We start from the raw sequence: 24,646 nt of genomic DNA, 5'->3' as shown, positions 1-24,646 counted from the left end.
TTATTATGGGTGTTGTATGGATCATGGATCTGAATGCGATCCGTGCATTCAGGCGAAACGCATACCAATTATAATAAATTATGATCTTTAGCTTGAATCGGTGGTGGGGTGGGTTTTCCTAAAGTTCCAAGAAGTTCAATTTCAATAGTACGCACCATCGAGTCCAATGGAAGGTCATTACTTTGTGTACCAAAGGGCTCTTCAATCTCAGAACTCAGCGCATCTAAGCCTAAAAAGGTATAGGCCAAAATCCCGACCAAAAGGGGGGTCGCAAGGCCTAAAGTAGAACCCAAGCTAAAGGGTAAGACAAAACAGAAAAAATAAACGGTTCGATTCAGCAAGACTGAATACGCAAACGGTAATGGCGTGGTGGCAATACGGTCACAGCCGGTTTGTACGGTGCTGAGTTCCATCACATGCTGATTCATCTGGGTATAAATAATATCTGAAATCTCACCATCTTTGAGCGCTTGCATTAGCTCCCATTGAATCAAACTCAACGTGTACTGCGGTGCATTGGCCTGTTGGTATAACTGGGTGATGGCATTCGCACTCATGCCGCTGGTTTCAACCAGTTCAGTGGGATTGGCGGTTTGATGGCGGAGTCGGTCACGTAAAACGTTGGCAAAGACGATCACATGTTGAATCACACGTTCACGACGGCCTTGACTGAGTAAACGGCAGTCACGGTCAAAATGTCGCGCGTTGGCAATCAAAATGCCCCATAAACGCCGAGCTTCCCACCAACGGTCATAGCAAGCTGAATTTTTAAAGCCTAAAAAAATCGACAGCACGACACCAATTAGGGTAAAGCCGACCAAAGGAAATTCGGTAAAATGGAAGATATCGACATAGGATAAGCCGCCCACAATGGCAGACAGCAACATAACGATCCCGAGCGGCGGTAAAACCTTAGGTAAAATCGTTCCTCGCCAAGAAAATAGCAGTTTAAAAATACTCGGTTGGTCACGGACGATCATGTTCGAATGATAATTTCTAGTTTTAAAAAATTATGATGATCTTCGGGTTTGCTCAAGCACTTGTCAATAACTGTTTCATGCAGATGAGTGTGCTTGGAGCAAGCCATGTTCAGCAAAGGAAAAACTCCCTTCTGTTGAGATAATGCAATGATCGATCAGTCGAATTTCCACCAGCTGACAAGCCTGCTGAATGAGTCGAGTCAATTCAAGATCGGCAGCAGAAGGTTCTGCACGACCGAAAGGATGATTATGTGCAATGACAATACTGCTGGCGTGTTCAGAAATGGCATAACGCAGCAGTTGATTGATGGAAATTTCACAGGTATTGAGGCTGCCATAAAAAAGTTTTTTAAAGTTTATTTTTCTTAAATGCGCATCTAGACAGAGCACGCCAAAGACTTCTTGACGTTCCGCTAAAAATTCAAAGCGAAGAAAATTTTGTAATTGTTCAGAGTGTTGCAAGTGCAAGGCTTCATTTTGAAAATGTTGACTCACATAGCGTTTACCGAGTTCTTTTACCGCCATGAGCTGCGCATATTTACTGTTTCCGATGCCATGAAACTGGCGCAAATCCTCAAGTGACGCATTCATTAGCGCTTGCAACTGACCAAAATGTTGGATCAGGAGTCGTGCGAGCTCGACAGCAGAATGCTGCTGGGAACCAGAGCGTAGGAAAATAGCCAGTAGCTCAGCATCGGATAAACTTTGTGCGCCTTGATGAATCAGGCGTTCACGTGGGCGCTCTTGTTCAGGCCAATTTTTAATTGATTTATTCATTATTCTTAGACTTTTTTATTATCAGTCAATCGGCTTTTTCACAGCAGATTGTTGGGTCAGTGCATATTTAATGCTATTGTGAGCGCCACTGCAACAGATAGGTAGCCTGTTCGTGAGCTTTGATTTAAGTGTAATGCCCACAAAAAATATTCTTTTAGGTGTCACTGGTGGTATCGCAGCCTATAAAAGTGCCATTCTTGTCCGTCGATTAAAAGATGCTGGATTTGATGTGCGCGTGGTGATGACTCAAGGTGCGCAAGCCTTTATGACCCCGCTAACGTTTCAGGCGCTTTCAGGCAACCCTGTACATACCGAATTACTCAATCCCGAAGCAGAAGCGGGTATGGGGCATATTGAATTGGCACGTTGGGCTGATTTGGTATTGGTTGCTCCTGCAAGTTGCGACACGCTGGCAAAATTTGCGGCGGGTTTAGCAGATGACCTTCTTTCAACACTTTATCTTGCGACTAAAGCACCCGTCTGGGTTGCCCCTGCGATGAATCAGCAAATGTGGGCAGCCAAAGCGACACAGCGTAATTTAAATACACTGGTTGAAGATGGCGTACATGTGATCATGCCCGATGCCGGTTCTCAAGCCTGTGGAGATGTGGGCTTAGGACGTATGCCTGAGCCAGAAGATTTAGCGGATCAAGTGACGGCCTATTTTCATCAAGCACAGCGAGCTATTGCTGAAAAATTTGGCATGCTTGCAGGTAAACATGTAGCGATTACAGCAGGTCCAACACGCGAGTCGATAGATCCTGTTCGTTATATTTCCAACCACAGCACAGGGAAAATGGGTTTTGCACTGGCAGCGGCTTGTTATGCAGCTGGGGCTAAAGTAACGCTGATCGCAGGACCCGTCAGTTTAGATACACCAAATGGTGTACGACGGATTAATGTGCAGTCTGCAATTAAAATGTTAGAGACTAGTCTGCAAATGTTAGATGAAGGCTGTGATATTTTTATCGCAACAGCGGCTGTTGCGGATTATCGCGTGGCAGAAGTTGCAGAGCATAAAATCAAAAAAGCTGGCGATGAACTCAATGTGGCTTTAATTAAAAATCCAGATATCGTTGCAACGATTGCGCAGCAGTCAAAACGTCCATTTATGGTGGGATTTGCCGCCGAGACACGCAATGTCGAAGAGTATGCTGCAGGCAAACTTGTGGCGAAAAAACTCGATATGATTGCGTGCAATGATGTCTCACGTAAAGACATTGGCTTTGCTTCAGACGAAAATGCCATGACCGTGTTCTTCGCCGATCAATATCAAATGGAAAAGCGTGATTTAGAGAAGGCGTCAAAACAAGAAATTGCACAGCAATTGGTGGAAGCCATACATGATGCGCTACATCATGAGCCTGAAATGGACGATGAATAATTTCAGTTGATTCCTTAAAAATCCCCGCAATATTCGGGGATTTTTTATGGCGCCTTTACGATGTTTTATTTCAGGATTTATATTGAAAATTCACAATGGAATCGTTTTCATGTTGAAAATATGAAGGTTAGGAAACTACTACCAAAATGGTCATTTTCAACAAAAATATGTCAGCAAGAGACCAAGGTTGTCAGTGTTTTAAAACAGTAAAAATGCAATTTAAGTGATTGATATCAAAATTAAATATAAAATTGAGAAATCTTGATAATTTGGCTTGTACTGTGTGTTTTATTGGCTATTATGAAGCAAACAATGAGGAATGTTTGGATCGGAATCTGTGATCGGTCTGACTTTTTCATCAAGAATAAATGCATCATGGGGGATGCAATATGTTTCGATGGCTCACCATTTTTTTACTGTTGAGTTTGGCTGGTTGTAGCTATTTTGTCTCGACAGATGAATTATCTCGGCAGATTGAGCAGCAGATGCAGCACGAGTTTGATCAGAATCCAGATTATCGGCAGTACCATTTACGGATTCAAAATATAAAAGTGTTAGAGCGTAAGGGATTAAGCTTTAAGGCTCAGGCGACATTGCAATACGATGGTCAGCCTTATACAGTTTTGGTCGATATTTACAAAGACCTGCAAGGCTATGCATGGAAAATAGATGAAGAACAATTTGCCTTCATTGACGAAGCTGAAATTGCAAAATATCAGGCGCAGTTAGATCAAGAGTTGAATCATTTGGTTGAGGAATTGGAACAGCCAACCGAAGAGGTTGAACCTGTTACATCGGCGCCTGAGAGTTATGTGGGTATGCGTGAGGAAGAAGATCCATCTGATTATCAATGGACTGGCTATGATGATGAACCTTTTCCCAAAGGGAATATTACGGTCAATAGTCATTGAGTGATGATGTGACTGTTTAGATGATTTAGCTGAGTTGTAACGATGTTGCAAAACACGTACTTTGTGAAGCATGACAAATAAAAAAGCCCGCTACTTTGCGGACTTTTACTTTTAGAAGATTAATCTTCTAAAACGACTTTAGGATGATCACGTAAATAGTCTTCAGTACGTTGCATTGCATCTTTAATATTTTGGATGGCATTTTCCACATCGGCAAAGGTTTTGGCATTGCCACCACTTAAAGCCTGACGCCATTTTCGAGCACCTGGTAGATTTTGGAATAAACCTAAAATATGACGGGTAATGATAGAAAGCGGCGCACCTTCTTCCATACGTTTAGCAATATACGGTAGCATCTGATCGATAATATCGAAACGGTTGGGTAATTCGAGATCCCAAAGCTGACCGATCTCAGCCAATAAATACGGGTTGTGATAAGCCTCACGACCAATCATCACGCCATCAACATGTTGTAAATGTTGCTGTGTTTCAGCAAAGGTTTTCACCCCGCCATTAATTTCGATCAATAAATTTGGACGTTCTTGTTTCAGACGATAAACATCTTCATAACGTAAAGGTGGCACATCACGGTTTTCTTTTGGCGACAAACCTTGCAGCAGGGCAATACGGGCATGCACGATAAAATTGTCACAGCCAGTCTTTGCCACGGTATCGACAAAATGCAGCATTTCTTCATAAGACTGCATGTCATCAATCCCGATGCGGTGTTTCACGGTCACTGGAATATCAACAGCATTTCGCATTTCAGCAATACATTCAGCCACCAAATCAGGCTCTGCCATCAAGCATGCGCCAATTTTATTGTTCTGAACGCGGTCACTCGGACAGCCGACATTGAGGTTCACTTCATCATAGCCCCAGTCCTGTGCCATCTTGGTACAGGTCGCTAAATCTTTAGGATTTGAACCGCCTAGCTGTAACACAATCGGGTGTTCTTCGTTGTTATAGTCCAAATGACGGTTGGCACCGCCAAATAAAATCGCACCTGTGGTGACCATCTCGGTGTAGAGAATCACATTGGGATTAAACAAGCGTGCAAAGAAACGATAGTCACGAGTCGTCCAATCCATCATTGGGGCAACACTGATTCGCGGTTGAAGTTTATTTTCAATGGGTTGGAGATCAGTCATTAAAAAAACACGCCTTAAAAGAACAAGATGGAAGAACGAAATGGAAAATGGTGAAGAAATACCAAAAGCTGTCTGAAATACTATGAAAAAAACCGCATTTCGAGATGCGCGCAATATTAGCATAAATTGTGGTTTGGGGCATGGTCTTGCTAGCGTGACGTATTCAAGGTCAGGCTAGAAAGAGTCGGAAGTGTGGCTTAAGTAATTTAAATTTTTATGTGATTAATCTATAATTTTATAAACTTTATTGTATGGTTTCTCAGCAGATTTAACTGCCTACCTATATGTCTTTATTTTCCCAATATCTAATGCAACGCCAATTTTGTATCTCGTTTGAATATCTAACGATGCAAAAACCGCATCTCGTCCCAAAGACATTTGCAGGCTTTCCTGTGTGCATGACATTGGCTGATCGAGTACAAAGTGACACGGATATTGCTCCTTTAGAAGCGATGCAAGACTACCCTCAAAGCATTGAAAAAATTCTGCATTATTCGGGGAAAGGTCGAGATATCTCAGATTTTCAAAATTTTCTGAAAGATGCTCAGCAGCACGGTGTAGAGAATTTACTCTTGCTCAGTGGTGATAAGCTCAAACAGCATCAGGATGGGGCAAATGATCCGAGCTTACGGAGCCGCTATTTAGAGTCTGTGAATCAAGTCATGGCAGCCAAAGACTTTGGCGGGTTTTATTTAGGGGTAGCATTTAATCCTTTTAAATATGCAGAAGCAGAAAAGGATGCGCAGTATTTTAAACTGAATAAAAAAATTCAAGCTGGCGCTGACTATGTGATTACACAGTTGGGCTTTGACATGGATGTGTTGAGCAGTTACCAGCGCTATATGCAGCAATATTATCCACGTGTGCCTGTATTGGCTTGTGTCATGCCGCTGACATTTGCCCGTGCCCGCTTTATGGCAAAGCAAAAAGTCGCAGGCATCGTGCTTTCAGCAGATGTATTAAATTTTTTGCAACAAGAACAGCAAACTGATGCCATACAAGCTGAACAAAATGTCTATGCTCGCTGCGCTTTACAAATTTTAATGTGTCAGCATCTGGGCTATGCAGGGGTTCATTTATCGGCCTGTCATAAAGCGGAAGAACAAGAGAAGTTGCAAAAAGCAATTTTGCAATTTGCCACATTAACGTTTGAACAGTGTTTAGCAACATGGAAAATACTTTGGCGCTCTAGTGTTGAGGTGAACTTCCAACCGACGGGCGCAAATAACCATAAGGCTCCAATTGAACAAGTTTTGAAATATAAAAGTATGCATGTCATGCATGAGTTATTTTTTAGTTCAAAACTGGCCAAAGGGGTGGGATCTTATGTTTTTGCGGCCAAATTATGGCAAAAACCGAAAGCCGATGCAGCCTTGCTGAAAACAGAATTTATCAGTAAACATGGCATCGTGGGCTGTGAAAGTTGCGGACAATGTCGTTTAGGTGAAACCTTATATATTTGTCCTGAAACCTGTCCCAAAGGATTAGCCAATGGACCCTGTGGTGGCTCCAACCTTGACCGCTGTGAGTTTGAAGACCGTGAGTGTATACACTCGGTCAAAGCGCGGTTGGCGAAAGCCGTTGGTCAAGAAAAAATGCTGAAGCAAGAGCTCATCCCTACCGTTGCAATTGAAACTCGCCACAGTAGCTCTTGGAAAAACTGGTTTGTTCCACCGACTTCTTCACCTACAGAACAATAATTAACTTAAAGCATTATTTAGTCTAACTCTTCATAAATGTGAATTTTTAAAGTGTTAATCATTCTAAAAATCAGACGAATAGTCGTATAAAAAAATGAAAAAGATGAAAGAAACAATTAAGATCAACAGCAGATGAAAATCAAAAAATTAAAAATAGAAATGTGAAGAATTTGGGGAATACCACATGATGAAACAAACCTGCTTAGGATTAGCTTTAGTTTTCACATTGTCAGGAACAACAGGCTGTTCAGTTGTTATGGCAAGCAAGCAGCCGAGCAAGAAAAATACCGAAATGATTCAACACGGCCTGTCTCGTAACTTGGTGATTGCTGAATTTGGCGCACCGATCACCTCTGAATATAAAAATGGCAAACGCCATGAAATTTATACTTTTACCCAAGGTTATTCGACTGCCAGTAAAGTGGGGCGTGCGTTTTGGCATGGTGCGGCAGATGTGGCGACTGTGGGTTTATGGGAGCTTTTCGGAACACCTGCCGAATCCGTTTTTAACGGGAAGAAAATGTCTTATGAATTAATTTTTGATGAAAATGATCAGTTAGAACGTTATACCTATCTCACACAAGATGAGACCAAATAGTTGAATACAGAGATATTTTGATTGCATGCCGGTAAACAATTGCGCTAAGTTCAAATGGTAGAAAAATAAACGAATTATCCATTGGAATTTAGCAGGCATGATGCTACTTGAAGAAATATTTAAAAGTAAAAAGTCGGAACATACCGACCAATTTAATTTACGCATTCATCGAGGTTTAAGTTGGCTGAAAAAGTCGATTGATCTTCAAGATGATCTCGATTTGCAATTTATCAGTTTGTGGGTGTCCTTCAATGCAATTTATGCGCAAGACTTACAGATTGCGCAGGACAAGCAAAGCTTAAGGCAGTTTTTATATGTGATTTGCCAAAAGGATGCAGAGCATAAAATCTATAATATTTTATGGGAACGTTTTAGTCAGCCGATACGATTGTTTTTGGATAATCCCTATGTTTATCAGGGCTTTTGGGATTATCAAAATCAAAAAATTAGCCATGACGCATGCAAAGAGGGCTTGGCGCATGAAAAACAGAAAGTACTGCGCGCGCTTAAGGAAAAAGATTCCGTTGATATTTTAATGGTGCTGTTCAATCGCATGTATACGCTACGCAATCAAATGGTTCATGGCGGCGCGACCTATAAAAGTTCGGTCAATCGGAAACAGCTTCAAGACGGCTGCACAATACTGTTGGCACTACTACCGGTATTTATGGTAATTCTTTTGGAAAATGCCGAAACATTGGATTTAGGCAAACCCTTTTATCCCGTGGTGCAGGTCAGTTAGTTTCAAAAAATAAAGCCACTTATAGTGGCTTTATTGCGGTGATGAATACTTCTCATTGTGGATATTTTAGTTGCCGCGCAGTGTAGAGTTGATCGATCAATACAAAAAATCCAGCAGCAATGACTAAAGCAATCCCTGTCATGCAGGTGGTGGTCCAGCCGCCATGATGCCATGCAAATACGCCCAAAGCTGAACCACATGCACCACCGACAAAATAAAAAGTCATGTAAATTGAATTGATTCGAGAGCGTGCAATCGGGTTGAGTTGGAAAATAATATTTTGATTACAGCTATGCACCATTGCCAAACCTAGATTGATTAAACCATAGCCCAAAATATAAAAGGCGAGGGACGATCCACCCAAATACAGCAGTCCCCAACTGAGGGCTAAGATGCTGCAACCGAGCCAAGTTAATTTTCGGTTGAAACCCATATCCGCCCAACGGCCAATCCACTGTGTCGAAAGGGCTCCAAACACACCAACTAAAGTCACAATACCGACCCAAACATCTGCCAATTGAAAAGGTGGCTCAGTCAGTAACATGGCAATGGTGGAAAACAGCATACTCATCGCAGCAAAGACACAGCCCCCAATTAGAGAACGGAAAATTAACCGTGGCTCATGTTTGAGTAATGTGCCCATTGACTGGAAAACTTGGCTGTAAGGCATCCGTGTGATGCTGACCACGGGCAGACGTTTTTTGAGTAAGACTGCTAATACCAACATCAAGAGCGCACTGAGGATGTAAATCGATTTCCAATGAAACAGATAGGACAATAAGCCAGAGAGACTGGTTGATAGCAGAATGCCGACCAATAACCCACTCATTAAAAAGCCGACAACAGCCCCAATTTTTTCGGGTCGAATCGCAACCGTGACCAAAGGGATGAGGACCTGAGCAGCCACTGAAAATAGCCCGGTGATAATGGTTCCTGCCCAAAGCATGTATAGATTGGTCGAAAAAGCACAGAGGGCTAAACCGACAGTCGCACCAAGCATGAGCAGAGGAATAAATTTGGCTTTATTCACAATATCGCCAATCGGCACAATAAACAGTAGACCCAAAGCATAAGAAATTTGCGCAAAGGTGACGGTTAGCGCCACTTCTGATTGAGGAATTTGAAAGCTTTGTTGGATAGAAGCCACTAAAGGTTGGCAATAATAATTGGCACCCGCACATAAACCACATGCAGCAGCCATAAGCCATAACAGGGTTTTATCATGGCTAATGTCGATCGAGGCTTTCATAAATTGTCCAGATATTGGGCGGAAGCGTATGCAAAGAATTTGCTGCCACGCTGTTGTGGTCACTATAAGGAAAATCAAACCGGTCTTAAAGTGTTTCTCTGTGAATAGTATCCAAGCACGTGTTTAGGATTTCTTACTGAGACTGATCATCAAGACACCCAGCATATTCAGACCGCAACCGACCCATTGCCATAGGTTTAAATGTTCATTCAATAACGCGACGGCCAGTAAAATCGTTAAAATGGGCCCGATAGAGGCAATCATGGCCGATTGTGCAGCTCCCAGTCGGATGATACTTTGCATCATCAAAATGGTTGGAAGCACGGTTACTAATATTCCGAGCGCTAAACCATATAGCCAGACTTGACTCGGAAGTTGTTGAAGCAAGGCAATGGGCTGCAGTGTTGCAAATAGAAAATGAATAATCGTCCCAATGCAGGCAATGCTCAGGGCTAGACCGGTAAAGTGTAAAGAACCAAACTTTTGCATGAGGCCTGGCGTGAGTAATAAATAAATCGCAAATAACACGGCACTGGCAAAAACCAAACTACATCCGAGCCAAAAATACTGATCATGTGGTGTGGCACTTTGTTCTTGTAGCATCACTAAAACTGTCCCGCCATAACTTAAAATCAGGGCAAGAATAGTTTTAAAACTCAGGGGCTTTTTGAATAAAACAGCGGAAGCCAGTACGGTTAATGTGGGATATAGAAAAAGAATAATCCGTTCAAGCGAAGCACTGATATACATCAAGCCACGGAAGTCGAGCCAGCTTGAAAAGTAATAGCCGATTAAACCGGAAATGAGCAAAAGTACCCAATCTTTTCGTTGAATCGTTTGATAGGAACGTCGACTTAGCCATGCAATGATTAAGAAAAACGGCAATGCACTCATCATGCGTAAAGCCATGAGGACTGTGGCATCGACAAGAGGAGAAAGTGCATAGGTTTGCTTAATAAAAATCGCTTTGGTACTAAACAAGAAGGCAGCAATCAGCGCAAAAATTGCACCGATGAAGTGCGGACTAAGGTTTCTTGACATAAGTGACGGTGTGCCTCATGACGACTGAATAAATTCGACAGCACAGATCTAATGAATTCGAACTGTCATTTTGATTATAAAAAATGCATCGTGCGAGTAAAAATGCAAAAAAAGAATAGTACTTATTCCTTTATGCATAAGGCATTGCTAGATCAAACATGAAAACAGCGGAAGAAATGACCAATTTGGTTTTAAATTTTTTCACCGCAACATGACTCGGCAGGTCAAATATATCAGGCTGAAACATTTAAGGTGAAAATTGCACACAAATGGTGCAATAGTGTTTTTTAGGGATAGAAACTCAGTAGCGATATCATGATGCTAAATATTCAAAAAATTATTTTTTTAACTAAAAAAGTCAATTCTAAGACTTAAGGCGAAGCATCAGGTGGGGAGGACAAGATCTCAATAAACCCGAAACGTGCGCAAAAATTCATCGAATATTCAAGCTGACCGATTTGACGAGACTGTGGCAGAAAAAAGTCAGTTTTCAACACAGGTCAGCACGTCAAAACTGTCAAATGAGTCAACGAACTGATGCAGTTTGGATGAAAGAGTGGCTTTACCTGACTTAAGTCGATTTTTCACGACACGTTCAGGTCATTCTGTGTTGAATGAAAATGTCACAATGATCAATACAGTGAAACAATCTGCACTAAAACCAGCGAAATTATTTATGTTTTTGGTCTTAAGTAATATTAAAAAGTTATAAATAGGATAAAAACGAGTAATAAATCGACAAATAAAACTGAATAAATGAAATATCGCACTATTCTTTTCATGAATCATGAGTTCAAAATATGGGTATTTATTAAATAAATATTGGGTAGTATTTTAAAAAAGTTCAATTAGAATCCAAAAATTGTACAAAAACACATCCTGAGGGGAGACATCGCGGATTGCGATGTTTACTTAAGAAAAATTAGCTTGAGGAACGCTCATGCAGATCGGAATTCCAGCCGAAACTGTTGTCGGTGAAAATCGCGTCGCTGCGACGCCTGAAACAGTAAAGAAGTTGATCAGCGCTGGTCATAGCGTCGTTATTGAACGTGGAGCAGGGGTAAACGCTGCTTACATCGATAGTGCCTATGAACAAGTTGGTGCCAAAATTACGGATGATGCCTATACCGGTAGTCAAATGATTTTGAAAGTTCGTGCGCCTAAAGGTGACGAAATTCAAAAACTCACAGCGGGTACCACCGTTGTGGGGATGTTTGACCCTTACCGCAACACCGAACTTGACCAATTTGCGTCACAAAACGTGTCTGCATTTGCATTGGAACTTTTGCCACGGACCTTATCTCGTGCGCAAAACATGGACGTACTTTCATCTCAAGCCAACCTTTCAGGTTATAAATCTGTGCTTTTGGCTGCGGCAGAATATCAACGTATGTTCCCAATGCTTATGACAGCAGCAGGTACAGTGAAACCTGCACGTGTTGTGATCATGGGCGTAGGTGTTGCAGGCTTACAAGCTATTGCAACAGCAAAACGTTTAGGTGCCGTAGTTGAAGCAACTGACTTACGTCCTACAGCACGTGACCAAGTTGAATCTTTGGGTGGTAAATGGTTAGACGTACCAATGTCACCAGAAGAGCAACAAAAAGCAGCTGATGCTGCGAAAAATGGTTATGGCTGGATGCCGGGTGAAGACTACATTCGCGACCAAGCGATTATTGTTGATAAAGCCGTATCGAATGCTGACATCGTGATTACGACTGCATTATTGCCGGGTCGTGACGCACCACGTTTAATCAAAGCAGAAACTGTTGCCAAAATGAAACCAGGCTCAATCATTTTAGATATGGCGGTTGAAACTGGCGGGAACGTTGAAGGTTCTGTCTGCGGCGAAAATGTTGTGACTGCAAATGGCGTGAAAATTCTTGGTATTCCAAATATTCCTTCAACAGTTTCGACTGAAGCGTCGGCACTATACGCACGTAACGTTTTGAATTTCATTGAAACCCTGTTTGATAGCGAAAAGAACTTCGCAATTAACCCTGAAGAAGAAATTCAAAAAGCACTACTTGTCACTCATGGCGGCCAAGTGCTGCTGAAACGTGGTTAAGGAGAATCATCATGGTTGAAACGATTACTATTTTTGTCTTGGCAATCTTTGTTGGTTACTACGTGGTTTGGGGGGTAACACCTGCACTACACACACCATTAATGGCTGTAACCAATGCTTTGTCATCGATCATTATCGTTGGTGCGATGATTCAAACCGTTGGTATCCCAGGTATTGTGGATGCAAGCGTACAGTTCCAAAGCATTAACGTGGTAAGTATTTTAGGTGCGATTGCCGTTTTCCTTGCAAGTATCAATATTTTTGGTGGCTTTGCGGTGACTGCACGTATGCTTGAAATGTTCAAACCTAAGCAAAAGAAAAAAGAGGGTTAATCCATGGAATTCATTAAAGAATATGCGGATTGGTTCTACCTGATTGGTGCCGTTCTTTTTATCTTAACGTTGCGTGGTTTGTCTGGTCCGAAAACTGCGATTCAAGGTAACCGTTACGGCATGATCGCAATGGCGATTGCTGTAATTACTACATTCTTTGTCGCAGATCATCCAGTGATTTGGATGATTGTGGGTGCAATGGTGTTGGGTGCGGTCGTAGGTATTGCACGTGCAAAAACAGTTCCGATGACGCAAATGCCTGAAACTGTGGCACTGATGCACTCATTGGTCGGTTTGGCTGCGGTACTGATTGCGATCGCTGCGATTCTACATAACAACCAATTGACTGCGGCATTCGCGGAGAATGAAGCGGTATTAACAGCAGCGGGTGTAGAACATGCCCACATGAGCAAAGTTCATTTATTTGAATTGTTTGTAGGCTGTTTCGTTGGTGCGATTACATTCACAGCGTCGGTATTTGCTTACGGTAAATTGGCTGCGAAGAAATGGGCAAAAACCATTTCAGGTGGATGGGTAAAACCTGTTCAAGCCTTAATTTTCCTTGCGATGTTGGCGTGTGGTATCTACTTCTTCACTACAGGCAACATGAATGCTTTCTGGGCAATGACTGTTCTTGCACTTGCATTTGGTTGGGTATGGATTGCGCCAGTAGGCGGTGGTGATATGCCAGTGGTGGTATCGCTACTGAACTCGTTCTCAGGTTGGGCTGCAGCAGGGATTGGTTTCACGCTTGAAAACAACATGCTGATTGTTGCAGGTTCACTGGTTGGTTCATCGGGTGCGATTCTGTCTTACATCATGTGTAAAGCCATGAACCGTTCAATCATCAACGTCTTGTTTGGTGGTGCAATGGGTGGTACAGCAGTAGCGGCGGCGGATAATGGTGAAAAAGCACAGCGTAATCACCGTTCAGGTTCTGCAGACGATGCTGGCTTCTTGATGTCAAATGCGGATAGCGTTGTGATCGTACCGGGTTATGGTATGGCGCAAGGTCGTGCACAAAATGCCGTGAAAGAATTGTGTGAAATCTTAAAAGAGCAAGGTGTAAAAGTTCGTTTTGCGATTCACCCTGTGGCAGGTCGTATGCCGGGCCACATGAACGTACTTTTAGCTGAAGCTGACGTTGCATATGAAGACATTCTTGAAATGGACGAGATCAACTCTGACTTCCCTGCAACAGATGTAGTACTCGTGATTGGTGCGAATGACGTTGTGAACCCAGCGGCAAAAGACGATCCAAGTTCTCCAATTTACGGTATGCCAATCCTTGAAGCGCATAAAGCACGTACCATTATGGTGATCAAACGCTCTATGGCTACAGGCTACGCAGGTCTAGACAATGACTTGTTCTATAACGATAAAACGATGATGATCTTCGGTGATGCGAAGAAAGTTGTGGAAGATATGACAAAAGCCATTAATGGCGGTGGTCATTAATCCATATTGCCAAAGTCCCGCTGTGATAAAGCGGGATTGAGGAAGATTTAAACCACCTTCGGGTGGTTTTTTGTTTTCTTCGCTTTTATTTTCTTGGCTTTTGATTAATGAATGCTTCACACTAAAAGTGCACAAATATTTAGCGCATCAGGTGCTTGAATCAAATTGATGCGTGTTTTGAAACCAAGGTACAGATCGATGAGCTGTTTTGTTCCATTAAATTCGATCTCAGTGATTCAAAATATTGTCGCGAACTTGTTTTGTGACGCAATGCATTGAAAAATAATTAATTGTCTGAAATTTGGTATTCTTTTTGCACAGCATGGTTATTCTTGGGGGAATAATCATGAAAAAAACATACTTGATGGCACTGTTTCTGAGTGTCCTGACATCGACTGCATGGGCAGTCGACCCGCAAATCGCCAGTAATATTCAAGACATTCGTATTTCGCTCGACAGTATTTGGGTGGTACTGGGTGGCATCTTGGTGTTCTTTATGCAAGCCGGATTTGCCATGATCGAAAGTGGTTCAGTTCGCAGTAAAAACACCGTGAACGTACTCATGAAAAACTACATGGATGCCTGCTTGGGTGGTCTGGTGTTCTGGTTGGTGGGTTTTGGTCTGATGTTTGGGGTAAATACCACGGGCTGGTTTGGCTTAAGTCATTTTGCACCCGATCAACTGGATGATTGGCACTGGAACCTTCTATTTTTCCAAATGATGTTTGCTGCAACGGCAACCACTATTGCCAGTGGTGCAATGGCGGAGCGGATTCATTTTGTGGCTTATGTGGTGAGTGCGGCCGTTGTCTCAGGTCTGATTTATCCTGTCTTTGGTAGTTGGGCATGGGGCAGTTTATTTGGCGGAGACGGTTGGTTAAAAGCACTCGGGTTTATCGACTTTGCTGGTTCGACCGTGGTGCATTCGATGGGCGGCTGGGTGGCTTTAGCGGGCATTATCGTACTGGGTCCACGTTTGGGTCGATTTGGACGTAATGGGCAAAGCCATTATTTACCGGGGCATAACTTACCTTTAGTGGCATTAGGCGGTTTTATTTTATGGTTAGCATGGTTTGGTTTTAATGCAGGCTCGACCATTAATGCCAATGTCAGCGTAGGACGTATTGCTTTAAATACGCATCTTGCAGCGTGTGCGGCAGCGGTTGCATATATGTTGCTCTGCCTCATCCGATCTAAAGCCATTTTGATCCGCAGCACGATCAATGCCTCACTGGGTGGCTTGGTTGCCATTACGGCAGGCTGTGCAACGATGTCTCCACTCTATGCAGTCATCACCGGTTTATGTGCAGGTGTAATGGTGACCTTCCTGCCAATGCTCATGGAAAAAATGAAACTGGATGATGTGGTGGATGCGGTGACGGTACATGGTTTCTGTGGCGCATGGGGAACATTGGCTGCAGGGATCTTCCTTGAAAATAATATGTTTAATGGCGATGTCATCGCGATACAAGGGCTTGGGGTGATTGCAGCCTTTTTATGGGGCTTTGGCGTTGCGTTCATTGTATTTAAGGTCTTGGATCAATTGTTGGGTGGCTTACGGGTGAGTAAGCAACATGAACAACGGGGTTTGGACTATACCGAGCATGCTGAATTGTCTTATCCCGAGTTTCAAAAAGATGTGACTTTTGAAACGGATGATATGACCAAGCGTCATTAACAGGAGTAAAGCAATGAGCACCGAACTGTTAAATTTGGCACAACGCCGCGAAGCTTTAGAAAAAGGCTTACAACATTTTATTCATGGGACGTTACTCGACAGTGCGCTACGGCACTGGGAGCAGCAGTACAGCATGAAACCATCATTTGTATTGAATCGCTTCTTAAATGATATCTGTACCACAGAGGAGCTTCGCTTTTATCGTAAAGATATGCTGAAGCAAGTTTTGTATGAGTTATCTACCTTGGAAAAGCAGGAACTGTTAAGGGGTAAAAAACCGCAGGAGCAGGAGCAAGACGACGAGCTCATTGCAGAGACCATTAGCGACGCTTTTTTAGGCTTTATCGAGTCAGTCATGCTGACGGTGAAATCTACAGATCAGGCTGATTTCACCCAAGATGTGATTGAGCAATTAGAAGAAATCGGGCTGGCAATTGCGGCAAATGCACAAATAAATACGGCGAGTTTTGTCGAGTTTTTGCCCTTGACCAGTTATGCCAAAGTTTTAACGAGCATTTATGAAGTGTATTGTGACTTTTATGGCCCGATGCGTGCAGACCAAGTTTATGCACAAACCAAGCTGAAAATTAAAGCCAATTATCCTGAGGTGGATTTACATCAACTGCTTTAGTGTAGGGGGTAAAACACCATGAAGCTGATTGTCCGTGTATAAAGTGAAGGGATAAAAAAAAGCGACCTAATTAGGTCGCTTTTTTCTGGAAGCTTAAGCTACAGTTTCTGGAGCTGTACGCCATAAGCTTTCTAAATCATAGAATTTACGTGCTGTAGGTAACATCACATGTACCACTACAAAACCGAGATCAATCAGGATCCATTCTGCATCACGTTCGCCTTCAACACCGATAGGGCGGAATCCAGCTTTACGTGCTTCTTCTGCCACGTTGTCTGCAAGAGACTTAATGTGACGAGTTGAAGTACCGCTCGCAATAACAATCGCATCTGCTACGTTGCTGATAGTGCTGATATCAAGTTCAATAATATCTTTGGCTTTTACATCTTCAAGTGCTTCACGTACAACAGCTAAGCAAGCTTGTACGTCTTTGATTTGCGTTGATTTTGCGAGATCGAGAGAATTAGAAGCGCTGGGCGATGGTTCTAAATTCATAGAGGGTATGATTTCCTGACAATTTTACATGGTCTAATATAGCGGTTTTGTTGCTGAATTTCAAATCAACACGTTATTGACCATTAGCTAAATGAGGGAAGTATTTGTCTTTCCACGCAAAAGAATGTGATGAGTTGCTTCGTGGTCGGTATTCAGCCGCGATGTAGCCTGTATATTGGCTTTGATCTAACCATTTAAAAATCTCTGCAAATGGAATCTGCGCTGAGTCAGGTTCATGTCGCCCCGGACAGTCAGCAAACTGTATGTGACCGATATCCTGAATATTTTCTGCCAAAGTACTGAGAATATCTTCACCCATCATCGCCATGTGGTAGCAGTCATATTGCATCTTCAAAGCAGAGTGTTGTACAGCTTCAAGCATTTCCTGAGCTTGGGCAATATTTTGGACCAAAAAGCGCGGCATATCAGTGCCATTAATCATTTCAAATACCGGTTGAATATGATGTTCAGACAACATGTGGCACGCCAGTTTGAGGTTGCTCGACAAGGTATTTAAACATGGGAGCAAGTCAGCATCTTGTGGCTGTTTGCCGGCTAAAATATTGACACTCGGTACATTTAACGCAGTGGCATAGCGAATGCATTGTTCTAAGGCTTGATGAAATTGATTTTCACGCCCCGGAACTCCCGCAAGACCATCACCACCTTGCATCAAATCACCCGCAGGGACATTGATTAAACACAGGCTTAAATCATTGATGGTGAGTTGGGTTTGGATCTGCTCAATACTCAGCTCATACGGAAACTGAATTTCTACATGCTTAAAACCGTGTTCACGAGCCAACGCAAAACGCTCTAACAATGGCACTTCGGTAAAAATCATGGATAAATTAACCGCGAGCTGAGTCATGTATATCGTCCTTGAAGCAATTTACTTCTAAAGTGAAAGTCGTTAGTTATATTCGACATGTTGAATGATGGTGGCTAAATCTTTTTCTGCAAAACCATTGTCCTGATGGGCTTTGAGTTGCGATAAAGCAAGGCTAGCAACAGGGATGCTTAACTCAAACTGGGCAGCCAGTTGGACTGCATTATTCAGGTCTTTAGATAAAGTTTGAACTTTCCATTGCACGGGCTCGAACTGATGCGTTGCCATACGTGGAGTTAAAATCTGAAAAGGCTTTGAGTCTGCAAATCCACCAGCAAGTGCTGGTGCTAATAACGTGGTGTCTACACCTGATTTCTCGGCTAATGCGACGGCTTCTGCGATTAACGTGCTATTGGCAGCGACGATCAGCTGATTACAAATTTTGGTGGCTTGACCTGTACCTGAGTCGCCCATGCGGGTAACACGTTGTGATAAAACATTGTAGATCAGACTCAAATCTTGAATCGTTTGAGCATCACCACCGGCAAAGATGACCAAAGTGCCTTGCTCAGCGCCTGCTGTGCCCCCCGAAACAGGAGAGTCAATCCAAGTGACTTGTTTCAACGTTGCAGCATGAGCCAATTGATGAGTTTGATTCACAGAAAGACTCGAGAAGTCGACAATAATTTGTCCTGCCGCTAAATGATTTTCGATGCTTGCATACACCGCGGCAACAACAGCATCATCTGCGAGACAAGATAAAACCACAGGATAATGGGCAATATTCTCCAATTGAAGCGCTGTCGCGCCAATCGCAATCAACTCATCACACGCAGCGGCAGTTCTGTTCCACACCGCAACTTCAAATCCTGCCTGAATGAGGCGCGTGGCCATGCGGCTACCCATCAGCCCCATACCTAGAAATGCAATTTTTGTATTACGATCAAACGCCATGTGCTGTACTCAATCTATCCTGTGTGACTATTTTACTTATATTGGCGTGGTAAAAACTGAACCTCTGGGTTCTTGTCTTTTTTACGTGCCAATTGGCTGTTTTTGCCGAGCAGTAATTTAAATTGCCAGATTTTTTCTAAACGTAAAGATCGTTTTGGACTATGTTCCATGGCATCTAGCACTTGTTTTGCTGCTGCCAAGGCATCTGGTGAACGTTGTGATAATTCTTCGGCTAACTGCTGCGCTTGAAGCAAAGGCTGTTCATTTAAATGCGTCACTAAGCCAATTTCCTTGGCATATTCTGCGTCAAAAATACGTGCTGTTAAGGTTAATTCTTTGGCTAAATCTAGTCCTATCACACCTTTGAGTGAGCGAGTTAAGCCCATATCAGGAACTAAGCCCCAACGACTTTCCATAATCGACATTTGCGTTTTCGGGTGGGCAATACGGATATCGGCAGCCAAGGCAAGTTGCATGCCTGCTCCAAAACAAAAGCCTTCAAGTGCGGCAATCACCGGCACAGGGAGTTGTTGCCAAATCAGAAATGCTTTTTGAAATAAACTTTGACCGGGCTTTAACAGTTCCCACGCGGCATAGGCACGATTTTTCGGATCATTGAGGTCAGCCAAATCAATGCCAGCACTAAATACATTGGCTTCACCCGTTAAAATGACACAGCGTAAGCTACGATCTTTTTTTAATTTTTCAGCGGTGCTAACCAATTCTTTGAGCAATGCAAAGCTCATTGCATTACGTTTTTCTGGACGGTTTAAGTAAACCGTTGCAATGCCATTATTTTTTTCTACACGTAATAAAGCCATGGTAATTACTCTTGTTGTTTCTGCGCCCGAGCATAGCATGCACCCTGACAGGATACATGACAGTGCAGTCACAACAGAAGCTGGACGGCACTGACTTTAGTCGGACTGCGCTTAATTATTTTGTTTGGCTAAGATTTGTTGAGCCGCGTGTTCAACTTGCCTCATGACATTTTTTAACTCATCAAAACGGTTCAGGGTTTCTTGAACAAAAGCTTCATCTGCTTTACGGCGTTCCTTACGTAAGGTCGATACAAATTGCTCAAATTGACCTGAAACCTCTTGGAGGGTCGGAGCGCCCACATAGCGGGTTGCACCATAAAGCCGATGTAGCACATGCTCTAATTGTGGAAAATCTTCATCTTCGATGAGCTGTGCCATTTCATGGATTTCTTGCTCAAAGCTATCGACGAGCATTTTCAGTAAATCGACTGCAAGGTCTTCTTTATTCGCGGCCAACTGCAAGCTTTGTTGCCAATCTAAAATGCTCGGCTCTAGGGCTTCAATCACTGAACTGCGCTCTAAAACCGGCACTTTCTTAAAGTTATCGGTAGTCCATTGGGTCAAGATTTGAATAATTTGATCCATCTGAATTGGCTTCGTCACATAGTCATCCATACCACTTTGCAGCAGCTTTTGTTTTTCATCTGACAGGGCATGAGCAGTAAGCGCAATAATTGGCAAGCGTTTATGTTCTTCAAATGTGGACTCTAAAGAGCGAATCGCTCGTGTAGTATCAATACCAGACATGACTGGCATTTGAATATCCATAAAGACCAGATCGAAAGCCGATAAATTTTGTTCATGTCGTGATTGAATAACTTCAATGGCTTCTTGCCCACTGAGCACTTTTGTGGTTTTGACATTTAATTCTGAAAGTAAGGCTTCAAGTACAATTAAGTTGGGTAGATGATCATCCACCGCCAAAATGTGTAAACCTTGCCCATTGAATTCTTCATGTTGTTCTTGATCGAACCATGGTTCATTACTCAAAAGTTGAACTAACGCAGTACGGCTGAGCGGTTGGTGCAATGGACGAGCTCGGTACTCATTCAACATGTTTGGATCAAGCATCATTTGATAACCGTACACGGCTAAATTGCCGGTATAACGGTTACGAATTTCTTTCAATAAGGCTTCAGAGTCACCACTATGATCGACAATCAGCCAAGTGTTTTCATTGCTTTGCAGTTGATTGAGTCGGCTAAACAAATCTAAAATTGACTGAGTTTCAATGTGCTGCACATCATAATCTTCTAAATAATGACGAAGTACATTCGCGGTGGCAGGGTGTGCTAAATAGGACACCACTTGCAAATGGCTAAACTGTGGATGAACAATTTCAACGTCATCATCTACACTAAAGCGGGCAGTGAACCAGAAGGTTGAACCTTTTTCGGTCGGTGCACGTTCTTGGTTGTCTTCAAAGCCAATTTGCCCATGCATAAGGCTTACCAATTGTTTTGAAATTGCCAGTCCGAGTCCTGTTCCACCAAATTGACGGGTCACAGATGCATCACCTTGCGAGAAGGATTCAAACAGTTTTTTGCGGTCGGTACCGCTTAAGCCAATTCCACTGTCTTGGACACTAAAGTGCAGCAGACATTGACCGATGTCATCATGCTCCATACGGACACGGACAATAATTTCACCATCTGGGGTGAACTTAATCGCATTTGAAATTAAGTTGGTCAAAATTTGCTTGAAGCGTAGGGCATCGCCGACCACAAATTTCGGCACATTGTCCGCATAGTAGAAGGTCATATCAATATGCTTTTGCGCTGCCAATGGCGACAACATATCCATCACATCAAAGACGGCTTCTTCTAGGTCAAATTGCGCAGTTTCGAGTTCTAGTTTGCCGGCATCAATTTTGGAGAAATCGAGCACGTCATTAATTAAAGCCAATAAATGTGCAGAAGATTTACGAATCGTTTGTAGATATAAATTTTGCTCATTACTGAGGTTGCCTTGGCGCAGTAAAAGATGAATAAAACCATCAATACTGTTCAGCGGTGTGCGCAGTTCATGGGAAATATTGGCCAAGAACACCGACTTAGACTGATTGGCATGGATTGCTTGGTCACGTGCTTGACGGTAGGTGATGTTTTGCACTTCTAAAGTATCAAGCGTGCGTCTTAAATCATCTTCAGTTTGTTCGGTATGTTCACGCAGTTCTAAAAAGCTGAAATGTAAGCGTTTAACCACATTGGCAATATCACGCTGTAATAAACGGAGCTCGCCAGTACTGTTAATGATCATGTGCTGATCTAGAGTATCGGCATTTAAACGTTGTAACTGCATGCGAATTTCGTACATTGGTGCGATCCAACGACGTGAATAAAAATTCAAACACAGCAAAAGTAATAAGAGTGTCAATAAACCTGTTGCAATCAACACGATTAACACGCGATAGCGGGCAATTTGCAGCGGTTGATTATCCAGTTCAATGCTTAACCATGCCGGCGTCTGGGTTGAATCTGAAATTTTCAGGGCATAAACATGGTTACCCTGATGTGGAATTGGTCCAATAAAAGATGCTTTACTCTCAAAAGCAGGCCAAATAGCTTGATCTTGAAAGCCAATGCTCAGGCGGTTATTGCCTTTGAAATCTATAATCGCAGCACGAATCAAATGTTTTTCGTTCAACATGCTTTGCATGGCATTACGAGCTTGATCAAACTGCCACGGATAATGGTTGAGTAACTCTATGGCAGATTCTGACGTGGGTTGATAGCGCGTCAGGATCGCGACAGCCATTTGTTTTTGTTGTGCTTTGGCTGCATTGGAGGTTTCTGTTATTACCAACATTGCACCGACACAGGCCAAAATGGTGATCGGCACGAAAATAAGTGCAATCAACTGACCATAGGCATGATTTAAGTGTAGGCGTTTAAAAAGCTTTTTGTTGATATTTGACATGGTTTAAGCAGTTTATTCCTTATGCCCCGAATATTAGCATGGATTATTTAAAACTGATTGCGCTTTAATCACTTTCGCGAAAAAGCGAGGCAAATGGGTGCAGGCAAAGGCATTTTTTCATACAATAGGCGCACCTCGATATAGGTGTGAATAATGAGTAATACAACCCCTGATTTTCAAGCAGACGATTTTTTATTAGACCATTACGTCGGCAACACGCCGTTAGTGCGTTTACAGCGTCTGGCAAGTCATACTCAAGCAACAGTATTAGCCAAGTTAGAAGGCAATAACCCAGCGGGTTCGGTCAAAGATCGCCCTGCATATAACATGATTATGCAAGCGGAAAAGCGTGGTCAGATTAAACTGGGTGATACGTTGATTGAAGCGACGAGCGGAAATACGGGGATTGCTTTAGCCATGGTTGCAGCAATGCGTGGCTATAAAATGACTTTGATCATGCCCGCAAGTTCTAGCCAAGAGCGTAAAGATGCCATGCGTGCCTACGGTGCTGAACTGATCGAATCAGAAAACATGGAAGAAGCACGTGATCTTGCCCTTCAAATGGAAAAAGACGGCAAAGGTTTAGTCCTAAACCAGTTTGGTAACCCAGACAATGTGGAAGCACATTACCTTACTACTGGGCCTGAAATTTGGAAACAAACAGGTGGTAAAATTACACATTTCGTCAGCTCAATGGGAACCACCGGGACCATTATGGGGATTTCGAAATATTTAAAAGAACAAAATCCGGATATTCAAATTGTTGGTTTACAACCGTCTGAAGGTTCAAACATTGCCGGTATTCGCCGTTGGCCACAAGAATATCTTCCTACGATTTTTGACCCTTCACGTGTTGATCGCATTATGGATATTCCGCAAATTGAAGCGGAAAAAACAGCTCGTCGTTTAGCACGTACAGAAGGTATCAGTGCAGGTACCTCATCGGGTGGTGCGGTATGGGCTTCAGTTAAATTGGCTGAAGAAAATCCGGATGCCGTGATTGTTTGCATCGTATGTGACCGTGGTGACCGATACTTGTCTACTGGTCTATTCTCTGTTGTTGATCCTGAATAATTACAGTGGCCGATCGGCACTGGTGAGTACTTATGCGTTTACCTGTTTTAATTTTTGATATCGAAACACTGACAGATTTGAAGTCAGGTGCGCATTTGTATGGACTGGATCTGCCTGAGGTGGATCTAGATGCTGCGCTGACTAAACTGCGTCGCCAAGAGGCGGGCACGGATTTTCAGCGTTTGGCCTTGCATGAAATTGTCTGTATCTCTGGACTATGGATTGATGAAAAGGGCATGAAGTTGTTTTCATTTAGCCGTGAAGACAATAGCGAAGCTGAAATTTTAAAAAAATTCGTTTCTATTTTTGAAAAGCGTCATCCGACCTTGGTCAGTTGGAACGGTTCACAGTTTGATTTGCCTGTGATTTTGTTCCGTGCCATGTATCACGGACTATCTGCACCAAGTTTGTTCGATCAGGGCGAGATTGATACGCAAAAGCGCTATAATAACTACCAGAATCGTTATCATCATCGTCATGTAGATTTGATGGATGTCATGGCCATGTTCCATGGTCGTCATTTTCAAAAGCTCGACGATGCAGCACATTTACTTGGTTTCCCCGGTAAACGTGGTGATGGTGGCTACCATGTGCCTGAATATGTGCGTGAACAACAGTGGATGGAACTGACCAGCTACTGTGAAGGTGATGTGCTCAATACATGGTTGATTTATTTACGCTGGCTGTTGCTGAAAGGACAGTTATTGTTGAATGATCATCAGCACTTGATTCAAAGTACGATTCAATATTTACAAACTCAGCCGCAACACGCTGACTTTTTATTGGTATGGCAGCAAACCTCGCAACGTACCGAATTCACCCAATCTGATTTCCCATCTTCCACACATTAGGTA

22 protein-coding genes are annotated in these 24,646 nt (G+C 42.8%); 12 read left to right on the top strand and 10 right to left on the bottom strand.

The genetic code is table 11. The features are described 5' to 3' along the window. Positions 1–68: 68 nt before the first annotated feature. Together FTU16_RS11520 and radC are read right to left on the bottom strand one after the other, a co-directional pair. On the bottom strand, positions 69–980 hold the full coding sequence (locus FTU16_RS11520) for a bestrophin family protein (RefSeq protein ID WP_078191309.1): 912 nt from the start codon (positions 978–980) through the stop codon (positions 69–71). Between the two features lie 75 nt (positions 981–1,055). Continuing rightward, a complete protein-coding gene (gene radC / locus FTU16_RS11515) occupies positions 1,056–1,757 on the bottom strand; it encodes a DNA repair protein RadC (protein ID WP_180163297.1) in 702 nt (233 codons plus the stop codon). A gap of 112 nt (positions 1,758–1,869) precedes the next feature. On the opposite strand from radC, the gene coaBC reads away from it, so the two are divergent. After that, positions 1,870–3,141, top strand: a complete 1,272-nt coding sequence (gene coaBC / locus FTU16_RS11510) for a bifunctional phosphopantothenoylcysteine decarboxylase/phosphopantothenate--cysteine ligase CoaBC (RefSeq protein WP_180163296.1) — start codon at positions 1,870–1,872, stop codon at positions 3,139–3,141. 389 nt (positions 3,142–3,530) lie between these two features. Continuing rightward, positions 3,531–4,052 carry an Asp-tRNA(Asn)/Glu-tRNA(Gln) amidotransferase subunit GatC gene (locus FTU16_RS11505; protein ID WP_111885440.1) on the top strand — a complete coding sequence of 174 codons (522 nt, stop codon included), beginning with the start codon at positions 3,531–3,533 and terminating at the stop codon, positions 4,050–4,052. A 119-nt stretch (positions 4,053–4,171) separates the two neighbouring features. Here FTU16_RS11505 and dusA read toward each other — a convergent pair whose 3' ends face one another. Beyond that, the gene (gene dusA / locus FTU16_RS11500) at positions 4,172–5,203 is read right to left on the bottom strand and encodes a tRNA dihydrouridine(20/20a) synthase DusA (RefSeq protein WP_111885441.1); all 1,032 of its coding nucleotides are present in this window, start codon (positions 5,201–5,203) and stop codon (positions 4,172–4,174) included. A gap of 284 nt (positions 5,204–5,487) precedes the next feature. Between dusA and FTU16_RS11495 the strand changes: the two genes are divergently transcribed. From FTU16_RS11495 to FTU16_RS11485, 3 genes are all read left to right on the top strand, one after another. Then, on the top strand, positions 5,488–6,903 hold the full coding sequence (locus FTU16_RS11495) for a methylenetetrahydrofolate reductase C-terminal domain-containing protein (RefSeq protein ID WP_180163295.1): 1,416 nt from the start codon (positions 5,488–5,490) through the stop codon (positions 6,901–6,903). 187 nt (positions 6,904–7,090) lie between these two features. Beyond that, positions 7,091–7,501, top strand: a complete 411-nt coding sequence (locus FTU16_RS11490; protein ID WP_180163307.1) for a hypothetical protein — start codon at positions 7,091–7,093, stop codon at positions 7,499–7,501. Between the two features lie 97 nt (positions 7,502–7,598). Further along, on the top strand, positions 7,599–8,243 hold the full coding sequence (locus tag FTU16_RS11485; protein WP_180004612.1) for a HEPN domain-containing protein: 645 nt from the start codon (positions 7,599–7,601) through the stop codon (positions 8,241–8,243). A 52-nt stretch (positions 8,244–8,295) separates the two neighbouring features. On the opposite strand, the gene FTU16_RS11480 is transcribed toward FTU16_RS11485, so the two are convergent. Together FTU16_RS11480 and FTU16_RS11475 are read right to left on the bottom strand one after the other, a co-directional pair. Further along, complete coding sequence (locus FTU16_RS11480; protein WP_180163294.1) at positions 8,296–9,492, bottom strand: MFS transporter; 1,197 nt, start codon at positions 9,490–9,492, stop codon at positions 8,296–8,298. Between the two features lie 123 nt (positions 9,493–9,615). Continuing rightward, positions 9,616–10,533: a DMT family transporter gene (locus tag FTU16_RS11475; protein ID WP_180163293.1), complete on the bottom strand. Its 918-nt coding sequence runs from the start codon at positions 10,531–10,533 to the stop codon at positions 9,616–9,618. Between the two features lie 940 nt (positions 10,534–11,473). Here FTU16_RS11475 and FTU16_RS11470 point away from each other — a divergent pair. From FTU16_RS11470 to FTU16_RS11450, 5 genes are all read left to right on the top strand, one after another. Further along, positions 11,474–12,601: a Re/Si-specific NAD(P)(+) transhydrogenase subunit alpha gene (locus FTU16_RS11470; protein WP_111885447.1), complete on the top strand. Its 1,128-nt coding sequence runs from the start codon at positions 11,474–11,476 to the stop codon at positions 12,599–12,601. Between the two features lie 11 nt (positions 12,602–12,612). After that, positions 12,613–12,933, top strand: coding sequence for a proton-translocating transhydrogenase family protein (locus FTU16_RS11465; RefSeq protein WP_078191287.1), 321 nt, complete (start codon positions 12,613–12,615; stop codon positions 12,931–12,933). 3 nt (positions 12,934–12,936) lie between these two features. Beyond that, positions 12,937–14,391, top strand: coding sequence for an NAD(P)(+) transhydrogenase (Re/Si-specific) subunit beta (locus tag FTU16_RS11460; RefSeq protein WP_078191286.1), 1,455 nt, complete (start codon positions 12,937–12,939; stop codon positions 14,389–14,391). A 346-nt stretch (positions 14,392–14,737) separates the two neighbouring features. After that, a complete protein-coding gene (locus FTU16_RS11455; RefSeq protein WP_180163292.1) occupies positions 14,738–16,069 on the top strand; it encodes an ammonium transporter in 1,332 nt (443 codons plus the stop codon). Between the two features lie 13 nt (positions 16,070–16,082). Continuing rightward, entirely contained in the window at positions 16,083–16,700 is a 618-nt protein-coding gene (locus FTU16_RS11450) for a hypothetical protein (protein WP_180163291.1), read from the top strand. A gap of 93 nt (positions 16,701–16,793) precedes the next feature. Here the strand turns inward: FTU16_RS11450 and rsfS are convergent, their stop codons facing one another. From rsfS to FTU16_RS11425, 5 genes are all read right to left on the bottom strand, one after another. After that, positions 16,794–17,195, bottom strand: coding sequence for a ribosome silencing factor (rsfS, locus tag FTU16_RS11445; RefSeq protein ID WP_078191283.1), 402 nt, complete (start codon positions 17,193–17,195; stop codon positions 16,794–16,796). A gap of 73 nt (positions 17,196–17,268) precedes the next feature. Then, positions 17,269–18,066 (bottom strand): hydroxypyruvate isomerase family protein, encoded by a 798-nt coding sequence (locus FTU16_RS11440; protein WP_180009001.1) that lies wholly within the window; start codon positions 18,064–18,066, stop codon positions 17,269–17,271. A 42-nt stretch (positions 18,067–18,108) separates the two neighbouring features. Beyond that, positions 18,109–18,978, bottom strand: coding sequence for an NAD(P)-dependent oxidoreductase (locus FTU16_RS11435; protein ID WP_180163290.1), 870 nt, complete (start codon positions 18,976–18,978; stop codon positions 18,109–18,111). 32 nt (positions 18,979–19,010) lie between these two features. After that, complete coding sequence (locus FTU16_RS11430) at positions 19,011–19,799, bottom strand: crotonase/enoyl-CoA hydratase family protein (RefSeq protein ID WP_180039859.1); 789 nt, start codon at positions 19,797–19,799, stop codon at positions 19,011–19,013. Between the two features lie 111 nt (positions 19,800–19,910). Then, positions 19,911–22,718, bottom strand: a complete 2,808-nt coding sequence (locus FTU16_RS11425; protein WP_180163289.1) for an ATP-binding protein — start codon at positions 22,716–22,718, stop codon at positions 19,911–19,913. A 153-nt stretch (positions 22,719–22,871) separates the two neighbouring features. Between FTU16_RS11425 and cysM the strand changes: the two genes are divergently transcribed. Both cysM and FTU16_RS11415 read left to right on the top strand, forming a co-directional pair. Beyond that, the gene (cysM, locus tag FTU16_RS11420; RefSeq protein ID WP_180055878.1) at positions 22,872–23,792 is read left to right on the top strand and encodes a cysteine synthase CysM; all 921 of its coding nucleotides are present in this window, start codon (positions 22,872–22,874) and stop codon (positions 23,790–23,792) included. Positions 23,793–23,824: 32 nt separating this feature from the next. Continuing rightward, positions 23,825–24,643 carry a 3'-5' exonuclease gene (locus FTU16_RS11415; RefSeq protein WP_180009011.1) on the top strand — a complete coding sequence of 273 codons (819 nt, stop codon included), beginning with the start codon at positions 23,825–23,827 and terminating at the stop codon, positions 24,641–24,643. The last annotated feature ends 3 nt before the right edge of the window (positions 24,644–24,646 follow it).

The organism is Acinetobacter sp. YH12069 (assembly GCF_013419675.1).
In the GTDB taxonomy this organism is placed as follows: domain Bacteria; phylum Pseudomonadota; class Gammaproteobacteria; order Pseudomonadales; family Moraxellaceae; genus Acinetobacter; species Acinetobacter amyesii.
The sequence above is the reverse complement of the archived record's forward strand: the minus strand, read 5'-3'. Positions and strand labels throughout refer to the sequence as shown.

What these genes read in the sequence shown, in the direction of transcription:
- FTU16_RS11520 (WP_078191309.1), bottom strand. Translation starts at nt 980, where the DNA reads ATGATCGTCCGTGACCAACCGAGTATTTTTAAACTGCTATTTTCTTGG.
- radC (WP_180163297.1), bottom strand. Translation starts at nt 1,757, where the DNA reads ATGAATAAATCAATTAAAAATTGGCCTGAACAAGAGCGCCCACGTGAA.
- FTU16_RS11505 (WP_111885440.1), top strand. Translation starts at nt 3,531, where the DNA reads ATGTTTCGATGGCTCACCATTTTTTTACTGTTGAGTTTGGCTGGTTGT.
- dusA (WP_111885441.1), bottom strand. Translation starts at nt 5,203, where the DNA reads ATGACTGATCTCCAACCCATTGAAAATAAACTTCAACCGCGAATCAGT.
- FTU16_RS11495 (WP_180163295.1), top strand. Translation starts at nt 5,488, where the DNA reads ATGTCTTTATTTTCCCAATATCTAATGCAACGCCAATTTTGTATCTCG.
- FTU16_RS11490 (WP_180163307.1), top strand. Translation starts at nt 7,091, where the DNA reads ATGAAACAAACCTGCTTAGGATTAGCTTTAGTTTTCACATTGTCAGGA.
- FTU16_RS11485 (WP_180004612.1), top strand. Translation starts at nt 7,599, where the DNA reads ATGATGCTACTTGAAGAAATATTTAAAAGTAAAAAGTCGGAACATACC.
- FTU16_RS11480 (WP_180163294.1), bottom strand. Translation starts at nt 9,492, where the DNA reads ATGAAAGCCTCGATCGACATTAGCCATGATAAAACCCTGTTATGGCTT.
- FTU16_RS11475 (WP_180163293.1), bottom strand. Translation starts at nt 10,533, where the DNA reads ATGTCAAGAAACCTTAGTCCGCACTTCATCGGTGCAATTTTTGCGCTG.
- FTU16_RS11470 (WP_111885447.1), top strand. Translation starts at nt 11,474, where the DNA reads ATGCAGATCGGAATTCCAGCCGAAACTGTTGTCGGTGAAAATCGCGTC.
- FTU16_RS11465 (WP_078191287.1), top strand. Translation starts at nt 12,613, where the DNA reads ATGGTTGAAACGATTACTATTTTTGTCTTGGCAATCTTTGTTGGTTAC.
- FTU16_RS11460 (WP_078191286.1), top strand. Translation starts at nt 12,937, where the DNA reads ATGGAATTCATTAAAGAATATGCGGATTGGTTCTACCTGATTGGTGCC.
- FTU16_RS11455 (WP_180163292.1), top strand. Translation starts at nt 14,738, where the DNA reads ATGAAAAAAACATACTTGATGGCACTGTTTCTGAGTGTCCTGACATCG.
- FTU16_RS11450 (WP_180163291.1), top strand. Translation starts at nt 16,083, where the DNA reads ATGAGCACCGAACTGTTAAATTTGGCACAACGCCGCGAAGCTTTAGAA.
- rsfS (WP_078191283.1), bottom strand. Translation starts at nt 17,195, where the DNA reads ATGAATTTAGAACCATCGCCCAGCGCTTCTAATTCTCTCGATCTCGCA.
- FTU16_RS11440 (WP_180009001.1), bottom strand. Translation starts at nt 18,066, where the DNA reads ATGACTCAGCTCGCGGTTAATTTATCCATGATTTTTACCGAAGTGCCA.
- FTU16_RS11435 (WP_180163290.1), bottom strand. Translation starts at nt 18,978, where the DNA reads ATGGCGTTTGATCGTAATACAAAAATTGCATTTCTAGGTATGGGGCTG.
- FTU16_RS11430 (WP_180039859.1), bottom strand. Translation starts at nt 19,799, where the DNA reads ATGGCTTTATTACGTGTAGAAAAAAATAATGGCATTGCAACGGTTTAC.
- FTU16_RS11425 (WP_180163289.1), bottom strand. Translation starts at nt 22,718, where the DNA reads ATGTCAAATATCAACAAAAAGCTTTTTAAACGCCTACACTTAAATCAT.
- cysM (WP_180055878.1), top strand. Translation starts at nt 22,872, where the DNA reads ATGAGTAATACAACCCCTGATTTTCAAGCAGACGATTTTTTATTAGAC.
- FTU16_RS11415 (WP_180009011.1), top strand. Translation starts at nt 23,825, where the DNA reads ATGCGTTTACCTGTTTTAATTTTTGATATCGAAACACTGACAGATTTG.